The organism is Zobellia barbeyronii (assembly GCF_018603515.1).
Taxonomy (GTDB): domain Bacteria; phylum Bacteroidota; class Bacteroidia; order Flavobacteriales; family Flavobacteriaceae; genus Zobellia; species Zobellia barbeyronii.
The window spans coordinates 544,030-558,260 of the sequence record NZ_JACATN010000002.1; the positions used below are offsets into that span (position 1 = coordinate 544,030).

The 14,231-nt window shown below is 36.3% G+C and carries 12 protein-coding genes; 9 read left to right on the top strand and 3 right to left on the bottom strand.

Features of this window, described 5'->3' with window-relative positions; genetic code table 11:
• Positions 1-118: 118 nt before the first annotated feature.
• The 4 genes from HW347_RS06765 (at position 119) to HW347_RS06780 (ending at position 4,325) form a co-directional block, all read left to right on the top strand.
• On the top strand, positions 119-652 hold the full coding sequence (locus tag HW347_RS06765; protein WP_214611147.1) for a hypothetical protein: 534 nt from the start codon (positions 119-121) through the stop codon (positions 650-652).
• Positions 653-726: 74 nt separating this feature from the next.
• Positions 727-2,805: a tetratricopeptide repeat-containing sensor histidine kinase gene (locus tag HW347_RS06770; protein ID WP_214611148.1), complete on the top strand. Its 2,079-nt coding sequence runs from the start codon at positions 727-729 to the stop codon at positions 2,803-2,805.
• A 43-nt stretch (positions 2,806-2,848) separates the two neighbouring features.
• A complete protein-coding gene (locus tag HW347_RS06775) occupies positions 2,849-3,520 on the top strand; it encodes a response regulator (protein WP_214611149.1) in 672 nt (223 codons plus the stop codon).
• Positions 3,521-3,668: 148 nt separating this feature from the next.
• Positions 3,669-4,325 carry a hypothetical protein gene (locus HW347_RS06780; protein WP_214611150.1) on the top strand — a complete coding sequence of 219 codons (657 nt, stop codon included), beginning with the start codon at positions 3,669-3,671 and terminating at the stop codon, positions 4,323-4,325.
• Positions 4,326-4,463: 138 nt separating this feature from the next.
• Here HW347_RS06780 and glyA read toward each other — a convergent pair whose 3' ends face one another.
• A complete protein-coding gene (glyA, locus tag HW347_RS06785) occupies positions 4,464-5,738 on the bottom strand; it encodes a serine hydroxymethyltransferase (RefSeq protein ID WP_214611151.1) in 1,275 nt (424 codons plus the stop codon).
• Between the two features lie 112 nt (positions 5,739-5,850).
• Between glyA and fahA the strand changes: the two genes are divergently transcribed.
• Positions 5,851-7,143: a fumarylacetoacetase gene (gene fahA / locus HW347_RS06790; RefSeq protein WP_214611152.1), complete on the top strand. Its 1,293-nt coding sequence runs from the start codon at positions 5,851-5,853 to the stop codon at positions 7,141-7,143.
• A 57-nt stretch (positions 7,144-7,200) separates the two neighbouring features.
• Here fahA and ytxJ read toward each other — a convergent pair whose 3' ends face one another.
• Positions 7,201-7,596 (bottom strand): bacillithiol system redox-active protein YtxJ, encoded by a 396-nt coding sequence (ytxJ, locus tag HW347_RS06795; RefSeq protein WP_214611153.1) that lies wholly within the window; start codon positions 7,594-7,596, stop codon positions 7,201-7,203.
• Positions 7,597-7,762: 166 nt separating this feature from the next.
• Between ytxJ and clpB the strand changes: the two genes are divergently transcribed.
• Both clpB and HW347_RS06805 read left to right on the top strand, forming a co-directional pair.
• Positions 7,763-10,363, top strand: coding sequence for an ATP-dependent chaperone ClpB (clpB, locus tag HW347_RS06800; RefSeq protein WP_214611154.1), 2,601 nt, complete (start codon positions 7,763-7,765; stop codon positions 10,361-10,363).
• Positions 10,364-10,482: 119 nt separating this feature from the next.
• Entirely contained in the window at positions 10,483-11,079 is a 597-nt protein-coding gene (locus tag HW347_RS06805; RefSeq protein WP_214611155.1) for a TetR/AcrR family transcriptional regulator, read from the top strand.
• Between the two features lie 120 nt (positions 11,080-11,199).
• Here HW347_RS06805 and HW347_RS06810 read toward each other — a convergent pair whose 3' ends face one another.
• Entirely contained in the window at positions 11,200-12,990 is a 1,791-nt protein-coding gene (locus HW347_RS06810) for a PorP/SprF family type IX secretion system membrane protein (protein ID WP_214611156.1), read from the bottom strand.
• Positions 12,991-13,087: 97 nt separating this feature from the next.
• Here HW347_RS06810 and HW347_RS06815 point away from each other — a divergent pair, with 97 nt between their 5' ends.
• Both HW347_RS06815 and smpB read left to right on the top strand, forming a co-directional pair.
• Complete coding sequence (locus HW347_RS06815) at positions 13,088-13,645, top strand: SixA phosphatase family protein (protein ID WP_214611157.1); 558 nt, start codon at positions 13,088-13,090, stop codon at positions 13,643-13,645.
• Between the two features lie 112 nt (positions 13,646-13,757).
• A complete protein-coding gene (gene smpB, locus HW347_RS06820; protein WP_194549692.1) occupies positions 13,758-14,222 on the top strand; it encodes an SsrA-binding protein SmpB in 465 nt (154 codons plus the stop codon).
• Positions 14,223-14,231: the final 9 nt, after the last annotated feature.

A 14,231-nucleotide genomic window follows, 5' to 3' on the forward strand; every position in this document is an offset into this window, starting at 1 on the left:
TTACATCAAATACTCACAAATTACGTACGTTTACTACTACAAATTTGTAATTAGTCAATCTACTTTCAGTTGGTCCTAGTTTAGCAGTGTAATAAATAACCCCTAAACTAGACTTAGCATGAAAAAAGTAGCAAGCATTTTCGCAGTAATGGCAATGAGCCTTGGATTAATGACTTCTTGTGAGTCGGAAAATAAGGAAGATGCATTATATGAATTAAATAGTGATGCCTCAACAGACGGCGATGATGTTCAAATAGATAGACGTGGTTCTTCTACAGACGGTGATGACGTTCAAATAGATAGACGTGGTTCTTCTACAGATGGTGACGACGTTCAAATTGACAGACGTGGTTCTTCTACAGATGGTGACGATGTTCAAATAGATAGACGTGGTTCTTCTACAGACGGTGATGACGTTCAAATAGACAGACGTGGTTCTTCTACAGACGGTGACGACGTTCAAATAGATAGACGTGGTTCTTCTACAGACGGTGACGACGTTCAAATTGATAGACGTGGTTCTTCTACAGACGGTGACGACGTTCAAATTGATAGACGTGGTTCTTCTACAGACGGTGACGACGTTCAAATAGATAGACGTGGTTCTTCTACCGATGGTGACGATGTCCAAATTGACAGACGTGACTCTTAGTATAAAATCAGAATAGATTATATTAGCCTTAAATTAAGTTTTAAGGCTTTTTTTATAACCTGAATTTTCATCTCATGCTTCCTGTCACTTGCAGACCTTTACGAAGTATTAAATATCTGGGCTTTTCCTTCATTGCTCTTTTACTGGCATTTTCATGTACACAAAAAAATGACCAGTTAAACAATGCTCAGGTTTCTATCCAAGCAGACTCTGCATTCTCCTTAATAGATAGCGCCTCCAACACAGAACTTTCTGTTCCGGAACGTATAGCATTTTTAAACACAGCTCAAAAAAGAGCATCTGTAATAGAAAATGACTCCCTAAAAATTAAGTTGTTTTCAAAAATATCCTTTAAATATCTCATTCTTAAAGATTCCAGCAACTTTAGAAAAACAAACCAACAAACTCTTGAACTTGCCCAAGTGTTAAATGATAGTATAACTATTGCTGAAGCCAACTGGGATTTAGCTGATTTTTACAGATCAAAATCCAATTCAGATAATGCTTACTTTCATTTTTCCGAAGCTCAAAAAGTATATGAGAAATTAAACAAAGATTATGAATCTGCCAGAATGCTTTACAACATGGCAGTTACACAAGCAGATATTAAAGATTATACCGGTAGCGAAATCAATACTATTAAAGCTATTGAAATTCTTAAACCCTTAGAGGAATATAAAAGACTTTATAATTGTTACAATAACCTTGGTTCAATCACCAAAGAATTGAAGGACTTTGATCGAGCCTTAGATTATTATAATACCGCTAGAGAGTATCAAGAAAAAATAAGCGAGGATAACACCTTAGACTTAAGTATTGTAAATAATATTGGTGTTGTATATCTAGAACAAGGCAATTACAAAAAGGCAATTCCATACTTTCAAGAAGTATTGGATAATAAATCTCTTATTACAAAACGCCCAGACCTTTACGCAATGGCTTTGAATAATTTAGCCTACGGTAAATCTAAAATTGACCAAAAATCTGATTTATCATCTTATTTTGAGGAGGTCATAAAAATTCAAGATAGCCTTGGGGAAATCCAAGATATTTCTAGAAGCCATTATTGTTTTGCCGATTATTATTTAAGCAGAAAAGATACTACGCAGGCTATCTCACAAGCAAAAAAAGCCCTTGGCTATTCTAAAATTGCAACTAATAATGACCGGATTTTAAAAAGTCTGCAGCTATTGGTAAAAATAGAACCATCAAAATCAAGTTACTATAATCAGAAGTACATTGCTTTAAATGATAGTTTACAACAGGTAGAGCGCCAAGCGAGAAATAAATTTGCACGTATACGTTTTGAGACCGACGAATTTATTGCTGAAAACCAGTTATTAGAACGTGAGAAACAACTATGGACAGGTGTTGCTATATCTATCCTACTATTAGGTTTAATGTCCTATATAATTTTAGACCAGAGATCTAAAAATCAAAAACTTCGTTTTCAACAGCAACAACAAGCAGCAAACCAAGAGATTTTCAACTTAATGCTTTCTCAAAAAGAAAAATTAGAAGAAGGTAAAAAAATAGAACAAAAAAGAATATCAGAAGAACTTCATGATGGTGTGTTAGGCAAAATGTTAGGCGCTCGTATGGTCCTAACAGGTCTTAATAAGAGAACAGGTGATGAAATAATCATAGAAAGAAAAAAAGCCATAGATGTTCTGCAAGATGTTGAAAAAGAGGTACGCTCCATTTCTCATGAACTTAGCCATGCGGCCTACCAAAATATCCCTAATTTTATTCACTCTATTAGAGACTTGTTAGATACCGTAAAGGCTACCGGTCATTTTGAATATGAGTTTGTTTACAATGAAACCTTTGATTGGGATTCGCTTGATGCGAATGTCAAAATTAACGTGTACCGTATGATTCAAGAAAGTTTACAAAATTGTGTTAAACATGCCGCATGTAAAAACGTAATTGTAGAACTTAGTAAAACCAACATTGGTTTTATGGCCAAAATAACGGATGACGGAAAAGGTTTTAAAACCAATTCTAGAAAAAAAGGCATTGGGTTGCGTAATATTTCATCTAGAATTAAAAAAATAAAAGGAACATATACAATTAACAGTGCTCCTGGTAAAGGCACAACCGTTGAACTAGAAGTTCCATTAGAAGCTGAAACGGAACACTCAACTAGTTAAAAAACTGCTGCTGAAACAAAAATCAAAACTGAGCAAATAAACTATGGATAACTTAATTAGAATATTAGCTGTTGATGATCATGAAATGATTGTTTTGGGCTATAAATATACTATAGAAGGATGCGATTTTGATAATTACAATGTAACCGTCAATATAGCTCCCAGTTATCATGAAGGTAAGGCAGAAATAGAAAGCTCAGCAACTCGTATGCCCTATGATATTATATTATTGGACATTCAGATGTTTCCAGATAATTCTAAAGAAGAAAGAGGTGGCGTTGACTTAGGTGTTTTGGTGAAAAAAATATCTCCATCCTCTAAAGTTGTTTTTCTTTCATCATTTAGTGATAGTTACCACATAAATAATGTTTTAAAAACCGTGAACCCAGATGGGTATATGGTAAAGTCTGAAGTTGATGAAAAAACACTTCAGGATATGGTAAAAACGGTAATAGAAAATCCTCCGTATTATACCGCAGCTGCTTTACAAGCTATTCGTAGAAAAATGGCAAATGAAGATCAAATAGACGAGCGCGATAAAAAAATATTATATCAATTATCTATTGGAACCAAGACTAAGGATATCTCTTCTTTAGTTGCCGCATCTAGCACAACCGTTGAAAACCGAAAAAGACAGTTGAAAGTAATTTTCAATGTTGAAAGCGGTAACGATTTCGCACTCATAGATGAGGCAAGAAAACGTGGTTTTATTTGATAAATACTACATAATAAACTGATAATCAGTAATTTAATTTTAAACTCTTTTTATACCCCAGAAAACCCCCAGTTTTTATGGGGTTTTTCTTTGTAGCCCTGACAAAACTGAAAACTATCTTTGGATCTAAGTGTATAACCACAGACGCATGCCTCTATATTCAGATAGTTTTAGTAACAACGAGTCAAATGGCTATACTCCCAATTCACAAATTGAGGGAATGGATTCTTTTACCAATAGTTTAGAAAAACTATTCTTTGCAGAAGCTACTATTCTTGACTGTACAAATAAAGAAGCGAATACAAGTTTAGCCATTGAATTAAATTGCAATATTACCCTTGTAGAAATGTTATTTCACTTTAACAAAGGAACCTGGGGGAACTTCAAACCAGGCAGGACGTCATTTGTAAGACTACTAAAGGAACTTGTGCAAAGAAGTGGATGTAAAGTAGATATTGAAGAGTTTACCTTCTTCCTGAAGGATACAGCTATAGTAATAAATAAAATTTACGATTACAGTATTGTAGATCAGCTAGATAATATTATAGCTGAAATCTGCAAACATTATGTTCATTTCAGCAAAGGCTTAACAGAAATTCCTTATGAAATCTATGTTCCTGTTTTTGAAGAAAAAGGTAATGATGAAGACGAAATTCTTATAAGAAATATTGAAGCGGACAACAATACAAAGAAAGATTACTTTAAGTATTGGGGTCTTTATTTTGAATCTGAAGATGACGCCGTTATCTATGATTTAAAGAGCTCTACTATAGAACACGGTGACCTATTTATGCTTAACCATTAAATCAGAGCAACTTTTTGAGGTTTTGACAGTATTCTAACTGCCCATTACCAAAAACAATCAATCCCCCATATTCTCAATAGTTGAGTATATGGGGGATTGGATTATATAAATTATTTACTATGCTTTTCCTAGTTTGAACTAAGCGTTAAAAAGTTCTCTACCACTCATTAAAGCATTTACCTTTTTCTTTACTTCGGCTATTTTAGCTTCGTCTTCAGCATTTGTTAATACTTCATCCACCAAGTCTACAATAACACTCATATCAGCTTCTTTCAAACCTCTAGTTGTAATAGCGGCCGTACCAAATCTAATACCAGAGGTAACGAATGGCGACTTGTCATCAAACGGAACCATATTTTTGTTTGCAGTAATATCTGCATCCACCAACACTTTTTCAGCATCTTTACCGGTAATATCTTTATTTCTAAGATCAATAAGCATCATGTGGTTATCCGTACCTCCTGAAATAATATTGTATCCTTTGGCAACAAAAGCTGCAGCCATTGCAGCAGCATTTTTCTTTACCTGAATCATATAATTCAAAAATTCATCTGTAAGCGCCTCACCAAAAGCTATAGCTTTACCAGCTATAATATGCTCTAAAGGACCACCTTGGTTTCCTGGGAATACAGCTAAATCCAACAAAGCAGACATCTTACGAAGCTTACCGTTCTTTAATTTAATTCCGAAAGGATTGTCAAAATCTTCACCCATTAATATAAGTCCACCACGTGGGCCTCTTAATGTTTTATGTGTTGTAGTAGTTACAACATGACAGTGAGGAATTGGATCATTCAAAATACCTTTTGCAATAAGACCAGCAGGATGAGAAATATCCGCCAATAATAGTGCGCCAACACTATCGGCAATTGCTCTAAATCTTTTAAAATCTATATCACGAGAATAAGCAGATGCACCTGCAATAATCATCTTTGGTTTTTCCTTTGTTGCTATTTCCTGAATAACATCATAGTCAAGTACACCAGTTTCTTTATTAACACCGTAGAAAACCGGGTTATATAATCTACCAGAAAAATTTACAGGAGAACCATGAGTTAAATGCCCACCGTGAGAAAGATCAAATCCTAAAATAGTATCTCCAGGTTTTAAACATGCATGATAAACTGAAGCATTTGCTTGAGAACCTGAGTGAGGTTGTACGTTTGCATATGCAGCACCAAACAATTCTTTAGCTCTATCTATAGCAAGTTGTTCTATTTTATCAACTACCTCGCAGCCACCATAATAACGTTTGCCAGGATATCCCTCGGCATATTTATTGGTTAGTACTGATCCTGAAGCCTCCATAACTTGGGGGCTTGTAAAATTCTCAGAGGCAATAAGCTCTATTCCGCTTAATTGGCGTTCTCTTTCCTCTGCTATTAGTTCAAAAATCCGATTGTCTCGTTGCATAAGCAAATATTCTGTTAAATTGAGCTGCAAAAATACGAATTGCTCATTGTTAAAACTCATAAAACGATATATTTGATCAAGAATTTATCAAATACAAATTAACAATCTTACTATGCCTATATACGCTAATGACCCATCAAGAAGAACATGGCTTTCTGTTTCCGAAGAATCGGATTTTCCTATCCAAAATATTCCTTTTGGTGTCTTCCTTACTCGTGATGATATTATAACCATAGGAACCCGTATAGGAGACTATGCTATTGACCTTGGTGCTTTACACCAACTTGGTTATTTTAAGGATATACCTTTAACAGATGATATTTTTCTTCAGGATACTTTAAACGATTTCATTTCTGACGGACAAAAGACATGGCGATTAGTCCGTAATCGTATCAGTGAAATATTTGAAAAATCTAACGAAACCCTTAAAAATAACGAAGATCATAAGACTGTGGTCTTATTTTCTATGGATGAAATAGAAATGCAATTGCCGGTTCTAATAGGTGATTACACAGATTTCTATTCTAGCAAGGAGCACGCTACAAACGTAGGTACCATGTTCCGTGACCCGGACAATGCCCTATTACCAAACTGGCTTCACATTCCTGTTGGGTATCACGGTAGAAGTTCTACAATTATTCCAAGTGGCACTCCTATTCACAGACCAATGGGGCAAACATTACCAAAAGGAGCAGACACTCCGGTATTTGGACCATCACGTCTTGTTGATTTTGAACTTGAGATGGCTTTTATTACAACAGACACCAATGTTTTAGGCGAGCCTATTTCTGTAGACGAGGCCGAAGAATATATTTTTGGAATGGTGCTTTTTAATGACTGGAGCGCACGCGATATTCAAAAATGGGAATATGTTCCTCTTGGACCATTTTTGGCCAAGAATTTTGCTTCATCTGTCTCTCCATGGATAGTAACGCTAGATGCACTTCAGCCTTTTCAAGTAAAAAGTACTGAACAAGAACCTAAGCCGTTACCTTACTTACAACAAAAAGAAAGACATAGCTATGATATTAACTTGCAAGTAGCTATTGGAACTGAAAATGGTAATGAAACTACTATTTCCAAATCTAACTTTAAGTATATGTACTGGACAATGGCTCAGCAATTAGCTCACCATACAGTAAATGGCTGTAAAGTAAACAGCGGTGATATGATGGGCAGCGGAACCATATCCGGACCTACACCAGATTCTTATGGCTCTATGTTAGAACTATCTTGGCAAGGTACCAAGCCTGTAAAACTGAACGACGGAACAGAGCGTAAATTTATTCAAGATAACGACACCGTTATTATGAAAGGCTATTGCGCAAACAACGATGTACGTATTGGTTTTGGTGAAGTTAGAACTACCCTTCTACCTCCTTTTGAAGCAAAGAAAAAAGGTTAAGAACCTAATAAGTTGAATTCTAAAATACCTTTAAACTATTTCATTGTTCGAAATAGTTTAAAGGTATTTTTCTAGGTTAACATCTGTAATAGCTCCATGCGAGTCATGAGCTACCACTCCCCCATTTTTTACCACCAATAACTGTGGTGATTGATGCATCACCTGAAATTTATAGCCAGTTTCATCAGAAACCTGACGATAACTGTGTAAATCTAAAAAGTAGAAATCCATCTGACCATCTTCAAAAGCATAGTTCTTAGTAAACATATTTAAGACCATCCGGCTAATGCCGCAGGTAGTAGAATGCTTAAATATTACCTGTGGTTTTGTCAAAGATTTTTTTTCAATTTCACTCAATTGTTCCACAGAAGTAAGTGCAACCCAAGGAATTTTAACTTCCTTCTCGTTTTCACCTTCATTTTTACTTCCAAATATATTATTAAAGAGACCCATTTCGTATTTTTATAGTATCAGTCTGATGTTCTTAAAAAACTTACACCTGACTTAATGTCTTGCGTTTTGCGATATTAAGCGCCATTTTGTCTTGCAATGTATCTTGGTAAGATTATTGACTTATTTAAATCAAAAATAAACAATAACACTAGAAAACTATATACATATGAACTTTAATAATTACACCACAAAATCTCAGGAGGCTATTCAACAAGCCCAGCAGGTTGCACAAGGTTTGGGCCACCAGCAGATAGAGAACGAACATTTGTTCAAAGCAATTTGGGAAGTAGATGAAAACGTTCTTCCATTCATTCTCAAGAAATTGAACATCAATGTTCCTTTAATAGCGCAAATTTTAGACAAAGAATTAGAAAGCTTTCCAAAAGTTTCCGGAGGAGATATAATCTTATCTAGAGAAGCTGGGAAGACATTAAACGAAGCCAGCATCATTGCTAAAAAGATGGATGACGAATTTGTTTCCATAGAACATCTTTTATTAGCTATTTTAAAATCTAAAAGTAAGATTGCCCAAATATTAAAAGATCAAGGCGCCACTGAAAAAGATTTAAAAGCAGCTATTGATGAGTTACGTAAAGGAGGAAAAGTAACTTCACAAAGTGCTGAGGATACGTATAACTCACTGGAAAAATATGCCAAAAACCTTAATCAGTTAGCGGATAGCGGAAAGTTGGACCCAGTTATTGGTCGTGATGAGGAGATACGCCGTATTCTTCAGATTTTATCGCGTAGAACCAAGAACAATCCCATATTGGTAGGTGAACCAGGTACAGGTAAAACGGCAATAGCCGAAGGTCTTGCCCATAGAATTGTACAAGGTGATGTTCCCGAAAATTTAAAAGATAAAATTATTTATTCTTTAGATATGGGTGCTCTTATTGCAGGAGCTAAATACAAAGGTGAGTTCGAGGAGCGATTGAAATCGGTTATCAAAGAAGTTACTTCCTCAGATGGCGATATTGTATTGTTCATTGATGAAATCCACACCCTTGTTGGTGCAGGTGGAGGCCAAGGCGCCATGGATGCCGCAAACATCTTAAAACCAGCATTAGCGCGTGGAGAGCTTAGAGCAATAGGCGCCACAACTTTAGATGAATACCAAAAGTATTTTGAAAAAGACAAAGCCTTAGAAAGACGTTTTCAAAAAGTAATTGTAAACGAACCTGACACGGAGAGCGCAATTTCAATTCTACGTGGTATTAAGGAAAAATATGAAGCGCACCATAAAGTCCGTATTAAAGATGAGGCAGTAATTGCAGCGGTAGAATTATCTCAACGTTACATTACCAATCGTTTTTTACCGGATAAGGCCATTGATTTAATGGATGAGGCCGCAGCGAAATTACGAATGGAAATTAATTCTAAACCTGAAGAATTAGATGTTCTTGACCGTAAGATTATGCAGCTGGAGATTGAAATAGAAGCTATTAAGCGTGAAGACGACAAGGCTAAGCTAAAAGTATTGAATGTTGATTTAGCGAATTTCAAAGAAGATCGAAATGAACTCTTTGCCAAGTGGGAGAGCGAAAAATCGGTTGTAGATGAGATTCAAAAAACTAAACAGGATATAGAAGGTTTTAAAGTTGAAGCAGAACGCGCTGAGCGTAATGGAGATTACGGTAAAGTAGCTGAGCTCAGATACGGTAAGATAAAAGAGTCTCAAGAAAAATTAGCAGACCTCCAAGTTGTATTAGATGAACAGCAATTGGGAGATACGCTAATAAAAGAAGAAGTTACCAATGAAGACATTGCCGAAGTTGTAGCAAAATGGACCGGAATACCGGTGAAAAAAATGCTGCAAAGTGAGCGCGAAAAACTTTTACAATTAGAAACTGTATTACATAAAAGAGTCGTTGGTCAAAACGAGGCTATTGAAGCGGTATCGGATGCTATTAGAAGAAGTCGCGCCGGATTACAAGATTCCAACAGGCCTATTGGTTCATTCCTGTTCCTAGGTACAACTGGGGTTGGTAAGACCGAGTTAGCAAAAACTTTGGCATCCTATCTTTTTGACGATGAAAGTGCAATGACCCGTATTGACATGAGCGAATATCAAGAACGCCACTCAGTAAGTAGATTGGTAGGAGCGCCTCCAGGATACGTAGGTTATGATGAAGGTGGTCAATTAACAGAGGCTGTCCGTAGAAGGCCATACTCCGTAATACTGCTTGATGAAATTGAAAAAGCACACCCTGATACTTTCAATGTTTTATTGCAAGTATTAGATGAAGGAAGGTTAACGGATAATAAAGGACGGGTTGCAGATTTCAAGAATAGCATTATAATTATGACCAGTAATATGGGTAGTAATATTATTCAAGAAAAATTCGAAAACAGTAAAGACCCTTACAGCGCAACTGAAGCTGCACGAGTAGAAGTTCTTGGATTGTTACGTAAAACAATACGACCGGAATTTCTTAACAGGATTGACGATATCATCATGTTTACACCACTTAGTCGCGAGGATATTACCAAAATTGTTAGACTACAGTTAGATGGCTTAAAGAAAAACATTGCTAAGCAACATATAACTATTGATGCTACAGAAGAAGCAATTAATTACTTGGCCAATAAGGGTTATGATCCACAATACGGAGCTCGCCCCATAAAAAGGGTAATACAGAAAGACGTTTTAAACAGTCTTTCTAAAGAACTCTTAAGCGGAAATATAAAAGCTGAAAGTATTGTTCTGATTGATTCCTTTAATGATGAACTGGTATTTAGAAATCAAGATGAATTGGTAGAATAAATTCATTAACTTTAAATAACAATAGAATTTTAAAAGCACCCTAAAAAAGGGTGCTTTTTTTTGCTTAGTATATACCATACAGTATATAAATTATTTATCTTCGTATAAAACTGCACCCTATGTCTACAAAAGCCGAAAGAACTACAGCCTTTATTATCGAAACTGTTGCCTCCGTTTTTAACAAACACGGTTACATAGGCACCAGTATGAGCGACCTTACTGAAGCCACTGGGCTTACAAAAGGAGCTATCTACGGTAATTTTGAAAATAAAGAAGCCTTAGCACTATCTGCTTATCAATATAACAGCAACTTACTTTTATCCAAAATAGACGAGGTCCTTTCAGAAAAGAGCAATGCTCTTGACAAACTTGGCAACCTAACTGATTTCTACAGAAATTACGACACATTCACGCTAAGCATGGGTGGGTGCCCTATTTTAAATACGGGCGTAGATGCGCAACATAACAACAGATTACTAGTTGCAGCAAATAAAGAGGTAATAAAGGAAATGGAAGGCAAAATTGCCTTAGTGCTGGAAGACGGCGTTAAGAAGAACGAATTACACCTCCCAGTTACCCCTACGCAATTTGCAAAGCAACTTTTTACAATGATTCAAGGTGCTATTGCCATGGCTACAATGACCAGCGACAAAAAATACCTTACCAACACCATCGCTTATTTAGAAGTTCTAATCAAAAAGGAGCTTAAAAAGTAATTAGGCTGATTTTTTATTTCCGTATTTGACAGAGCACTGATTTTAATGTTCAACAATTCACCAAGTTAACGTATCAGTTATGCTGAGCGAAAAACTGATGCAATTTGTCACAAATTCACCTTATTTTCCTACCACTCTAAAAATCCAAGTTTTTCCGCTGAACTTACCGTCAAAATTACTATCTCTAGCATTTCTGGCTTGCCCCATTGTATCAAAACGGTTTAAATACACATAATGGAATTTGTTCTTGCTACGTATAAATGAATCTGGCTGAAGTCCTTTTCTCTCTAAATCGGCTACAAAAGCATCAAAGTACTTTTTGGTACCAAACACATTGGCTATTAAGTAATAGCCGGGCTCTAATCCTGCCTCTGCTTGTACTTCTTCATACTTCTCGCCTTTAAGAGGTGTAATCACTTCTTCTTGTTGTACCAATTTAGTTTCTTGAGCCACTTTCTCTTGAGCTGATTTTACTGCTGCAGCAGCTGCGGCGGCTTCAGCTTTCTCTTTTGCTTCCTTAATTTTTTGTGCAGCAGCCAAAGCTTCTTCTTGTTTGGCTTTATTGATTACGTCTAATTTTGTTGCTTGTTCTGCCTCTTCAATTTTAGCGAGTTCAGCCGCTTTAGCTTTTTGAGCCATTTCATCCTTCTGCTGCATAGCTTCTTTTTCAGTAGCTTTCGCAAGCGCTTCTTCTACTTTCATTTGCTCTTCAAGTTCTTTCTGAAGACGTTTCTCTTCTTTATTTAAAGCTAGCGCGGTTTCTTTTTCTGCTTTTGCTATAGAATCTTGAGCAGCTTTCTCCAGCTTACGGCGTTCCTTTTCTTGTTTTTTGGCTAGTTTCTCTTCTGATTTAGATTCTTCCGCTAGTTCTTCTGTTTTTTCAAGTTCCTCCGTAAGTGCTTCTTTATTCTTTTCCTCTTCTGCTTCGGCTTTAGCCACTGCGGCAGATTCTATTTGCTCTAACTCATTTTCTTCTGACACCACAGAACCTACCATTTTATGTCGCTCTTCGGGTTTACCAAAGAAATAGGCAGCCATCAGCTCAAAAGAAGATTCTGTACTTACTGATGAATCTGCTCCAAACTCTACTAACGCACCTAAAGACACATGATTAAAAAATGTGCCACCTACCCCAACACCGTATCCGTAGAAATTATTAAAACCTAGCTGACCCCAATATTTATTGGTATTTAAAAGGGCATTAAAACCAATTTGATTGGCCTGTCCCGGAATTGTTCGCAAGTACATAGAAGGACGCACAAAGGCATTCATGGCCGCCCCGAGCGATACTGGAAAATCATACGAAACAGCACCCATATAAACCTTGTCCTCTTTTTCCGTATTGACCTCTTTTTCGGTAAAATTATAATCGAATAAATTTTCTGAAGCAAAACCCAACGTAAGTCTTTCTACACTAAGATTCACACCTGGCGCCATTTGCAAAATAAAATCATCAACAGATGATGACTGAGGCAATGGAAAATCTGGGTCAACAATAAAACGGTCATCCGCCAAAGATTGCTTGAATCCAAAAACATTAGCTCCTACTGATAGTTTTACAGTTTCATTAAGGTCAAAGCTATATGCGTAATTGATAACACCGCCCGTATCAAAATAGATACCTGTATTTTGCTGAAAAAATGCAGCACCAACGGCAGAGTTAGTATTTAATTTTCTCGTGTAATTTATAAACTGGGTCGTAGGGTTACCATCTATAGTTTGCCATTGCCAGCGCACCCAATAGGCCAAAGAGTTGGCATTGTTCCTGTCTACTGAATAAGCCGGATTAAACAAACTAGAATTATAAGTTGTTAGGTTATGCTGCCTTAAATCTGCTGGTAAACGCGACTCTTGACTTTGAAGAACCAAAACAAACATTAAAAAAAGAAAAGAGATTATAGTTTTGCCCATGATTAGAAAAACAAAAACAAGTATTCTTACATACTTTTTTTGTATAAATTTAGTTAACATTTATGCAAGAGTTTTCAACCAAAAACTATTACTTATTATGCAACGGATCAAATCCCTTTATATTATCCTTTTTGTCACGTTAATTTTAGCAAGTTGCAAAGACGGTCAAAAAGCAGACCAAGATACAAACGCCAAAGGTGTTGTTTCTACCTTCTATTTTATACGCCATGCTGAGAAGGATCGATCAGATGCAGAAAATACAGATCCAGAATTAAATCAACGTGGTTTAGGAAGAGCTATGCATTGGGCCGAAATTCTAAAAGATGTTGAGCTAGACGTTATTTACACCACAGACTACGAAAGAACTTCTATGACTGCAGCGCCAACCGCTGTTAAAAAGGAGCTTGATGTAAAATACTACGAACCTCAGAATGTAAATATAGAACAGTTCAAAACTGATAATCTAGGTAAAAAAGTCCTTGTTGTTGGCCATAGCAACACCACGCCTGAATTTGTAAATAAGATGATTGGCGAAGATTTGTATTACGAAATGGACGATAGCGACAATGGCAGTCTTTTTATTGTTCAACTCGCTAACGGCCAAGCCACTTCTCAAAGAATCCACATTAATTGCAACTGTCCAAAAGAACGGTAACTGAATTTCTGAACGAATAAAGTAAAGTGGTATCAATTTATAATATACCCTTATCAGTTTTCTATGCCCATGATTTAGCCTATAATTTAGGGAACTTCACTATTTTTGTGCTATGGTTCAAAAGAACGTCAACATAAAGAATAAAAAAGCCAAGTTTGAATATGAGTTCATAGACACCTATGTAGCTGGTATTGTTTTGGCTGGAACTGAAATAAAATCTATCCGAGAAGGCAAAGCCTCAATAACTCAGAGTTTTTGCGAGTTTAACGACCGTGGAGAGCTTTTTGTCATCAACATGCAAATTGATGAGTATTCTCACGCTTCCCACTTTAATCACAAGCCAAAGGCTGAACGTAAGTTACTCATGAACAAGCGCGAGCTTACTAAATTGCGTAAAGAAGTCACAACCTCTGGTTTTACCATTGTGCCCATAAACCTATTCACAAACGATAGAGGTCTAGCCAAGTTAAAAATTGCGCTAGGTAAGGGTAAAAAACTATATGACAAACGAGAAACCCTCAAAGACCGTGATAACCAACGCGATCTTTCAAGAATAAAGAAAAGTTTCAATAATTAAGTTTATTGC

Excerpts from the sequence above, each read along its gene's own strand:
- glyA (WP_214611151.1), bottom strand. The coding sequence starts at position 5,738 with ATGCAACGAGACAATCGGATTTTTGAACTAATAGCAGAGGAAAGAGAA.
- fahA (WP_214611152.1), top strand. The coding sequence starts at position 5,851 with ATGCCTATATACGCTAATGACCCATCAAGAAGAACATGGCTTTCTGTT.
- ytxJ (WP_214611153.1), bottom strand. The coding sequence starts at position 7,596 with ATGGGTCTCTTTAATAATATATTTGGAAGTAAAAATGAAGGTGAAAAC.
- clpB (WP_214611154.1), top strand. The coding sequence starts at position 7,763 with ATGAACTTTAATAATTACACCACAAAATCTCAGGAGGCTATTCAACAA.
- HW347_RS06810 (WP_214611156.1), bottom strand. The coding sequence starts at position 12,990 with ATGGGCAAAACTATAATCTCTTTTCTTTTTTTAATGTTTGTTTTGGTT.
- HW347_RS06770 (WP_214611148.1), top strand. The coding sequence starts at position 727 with ATGCTTCCTGTCACTTGCAGACCTTTACGAAGTATTAAATATCTGGGC.
- HW347_RS06780 (WP_214611150.1), top strand. The coding sequence starts at position 3,669 with ATGCCTCTATATTCAGATAGTTTTAGTAACAACGAGTCAAATGGCTAT.
- HW347_RS06815 (WP_214611157.1), top strand. The coding sequence starts at position 13,088 with ATGCAACGGATCAAATCCCTTTATATTATCCTTTTTGTCACGTTAATT.
- HW347_RS06765 (WP_214611147.1), top strand. The coding sequence starts at position 119 with ATGAAAAAAGTAGCAAGCATTTTCGCAGTAATGGCAATGAGCCTTGGA.
- HW347_RS06775 (WP_214611149.1), top strand. The coding sequence starts at position 2,849 with ATGGATAACTTAATTAGAATATTAGCTGTTGATGATCATGAAATGATT.
- smpB (WP_194549692.1), top strand. The coding sequence starts at position 13,758 with ATGGTTCAAAAGAACGTCAACATAAAGAATAAAAAAGCCAAGTTTGAA.
- HW347_RS06805 (WP_214611155.1), top strand. The coding sequence starts at position 10,483 with ATGTCTACAAAAGCCGAAAGAACTACAGCCTTTATTATCGAAACTGTT.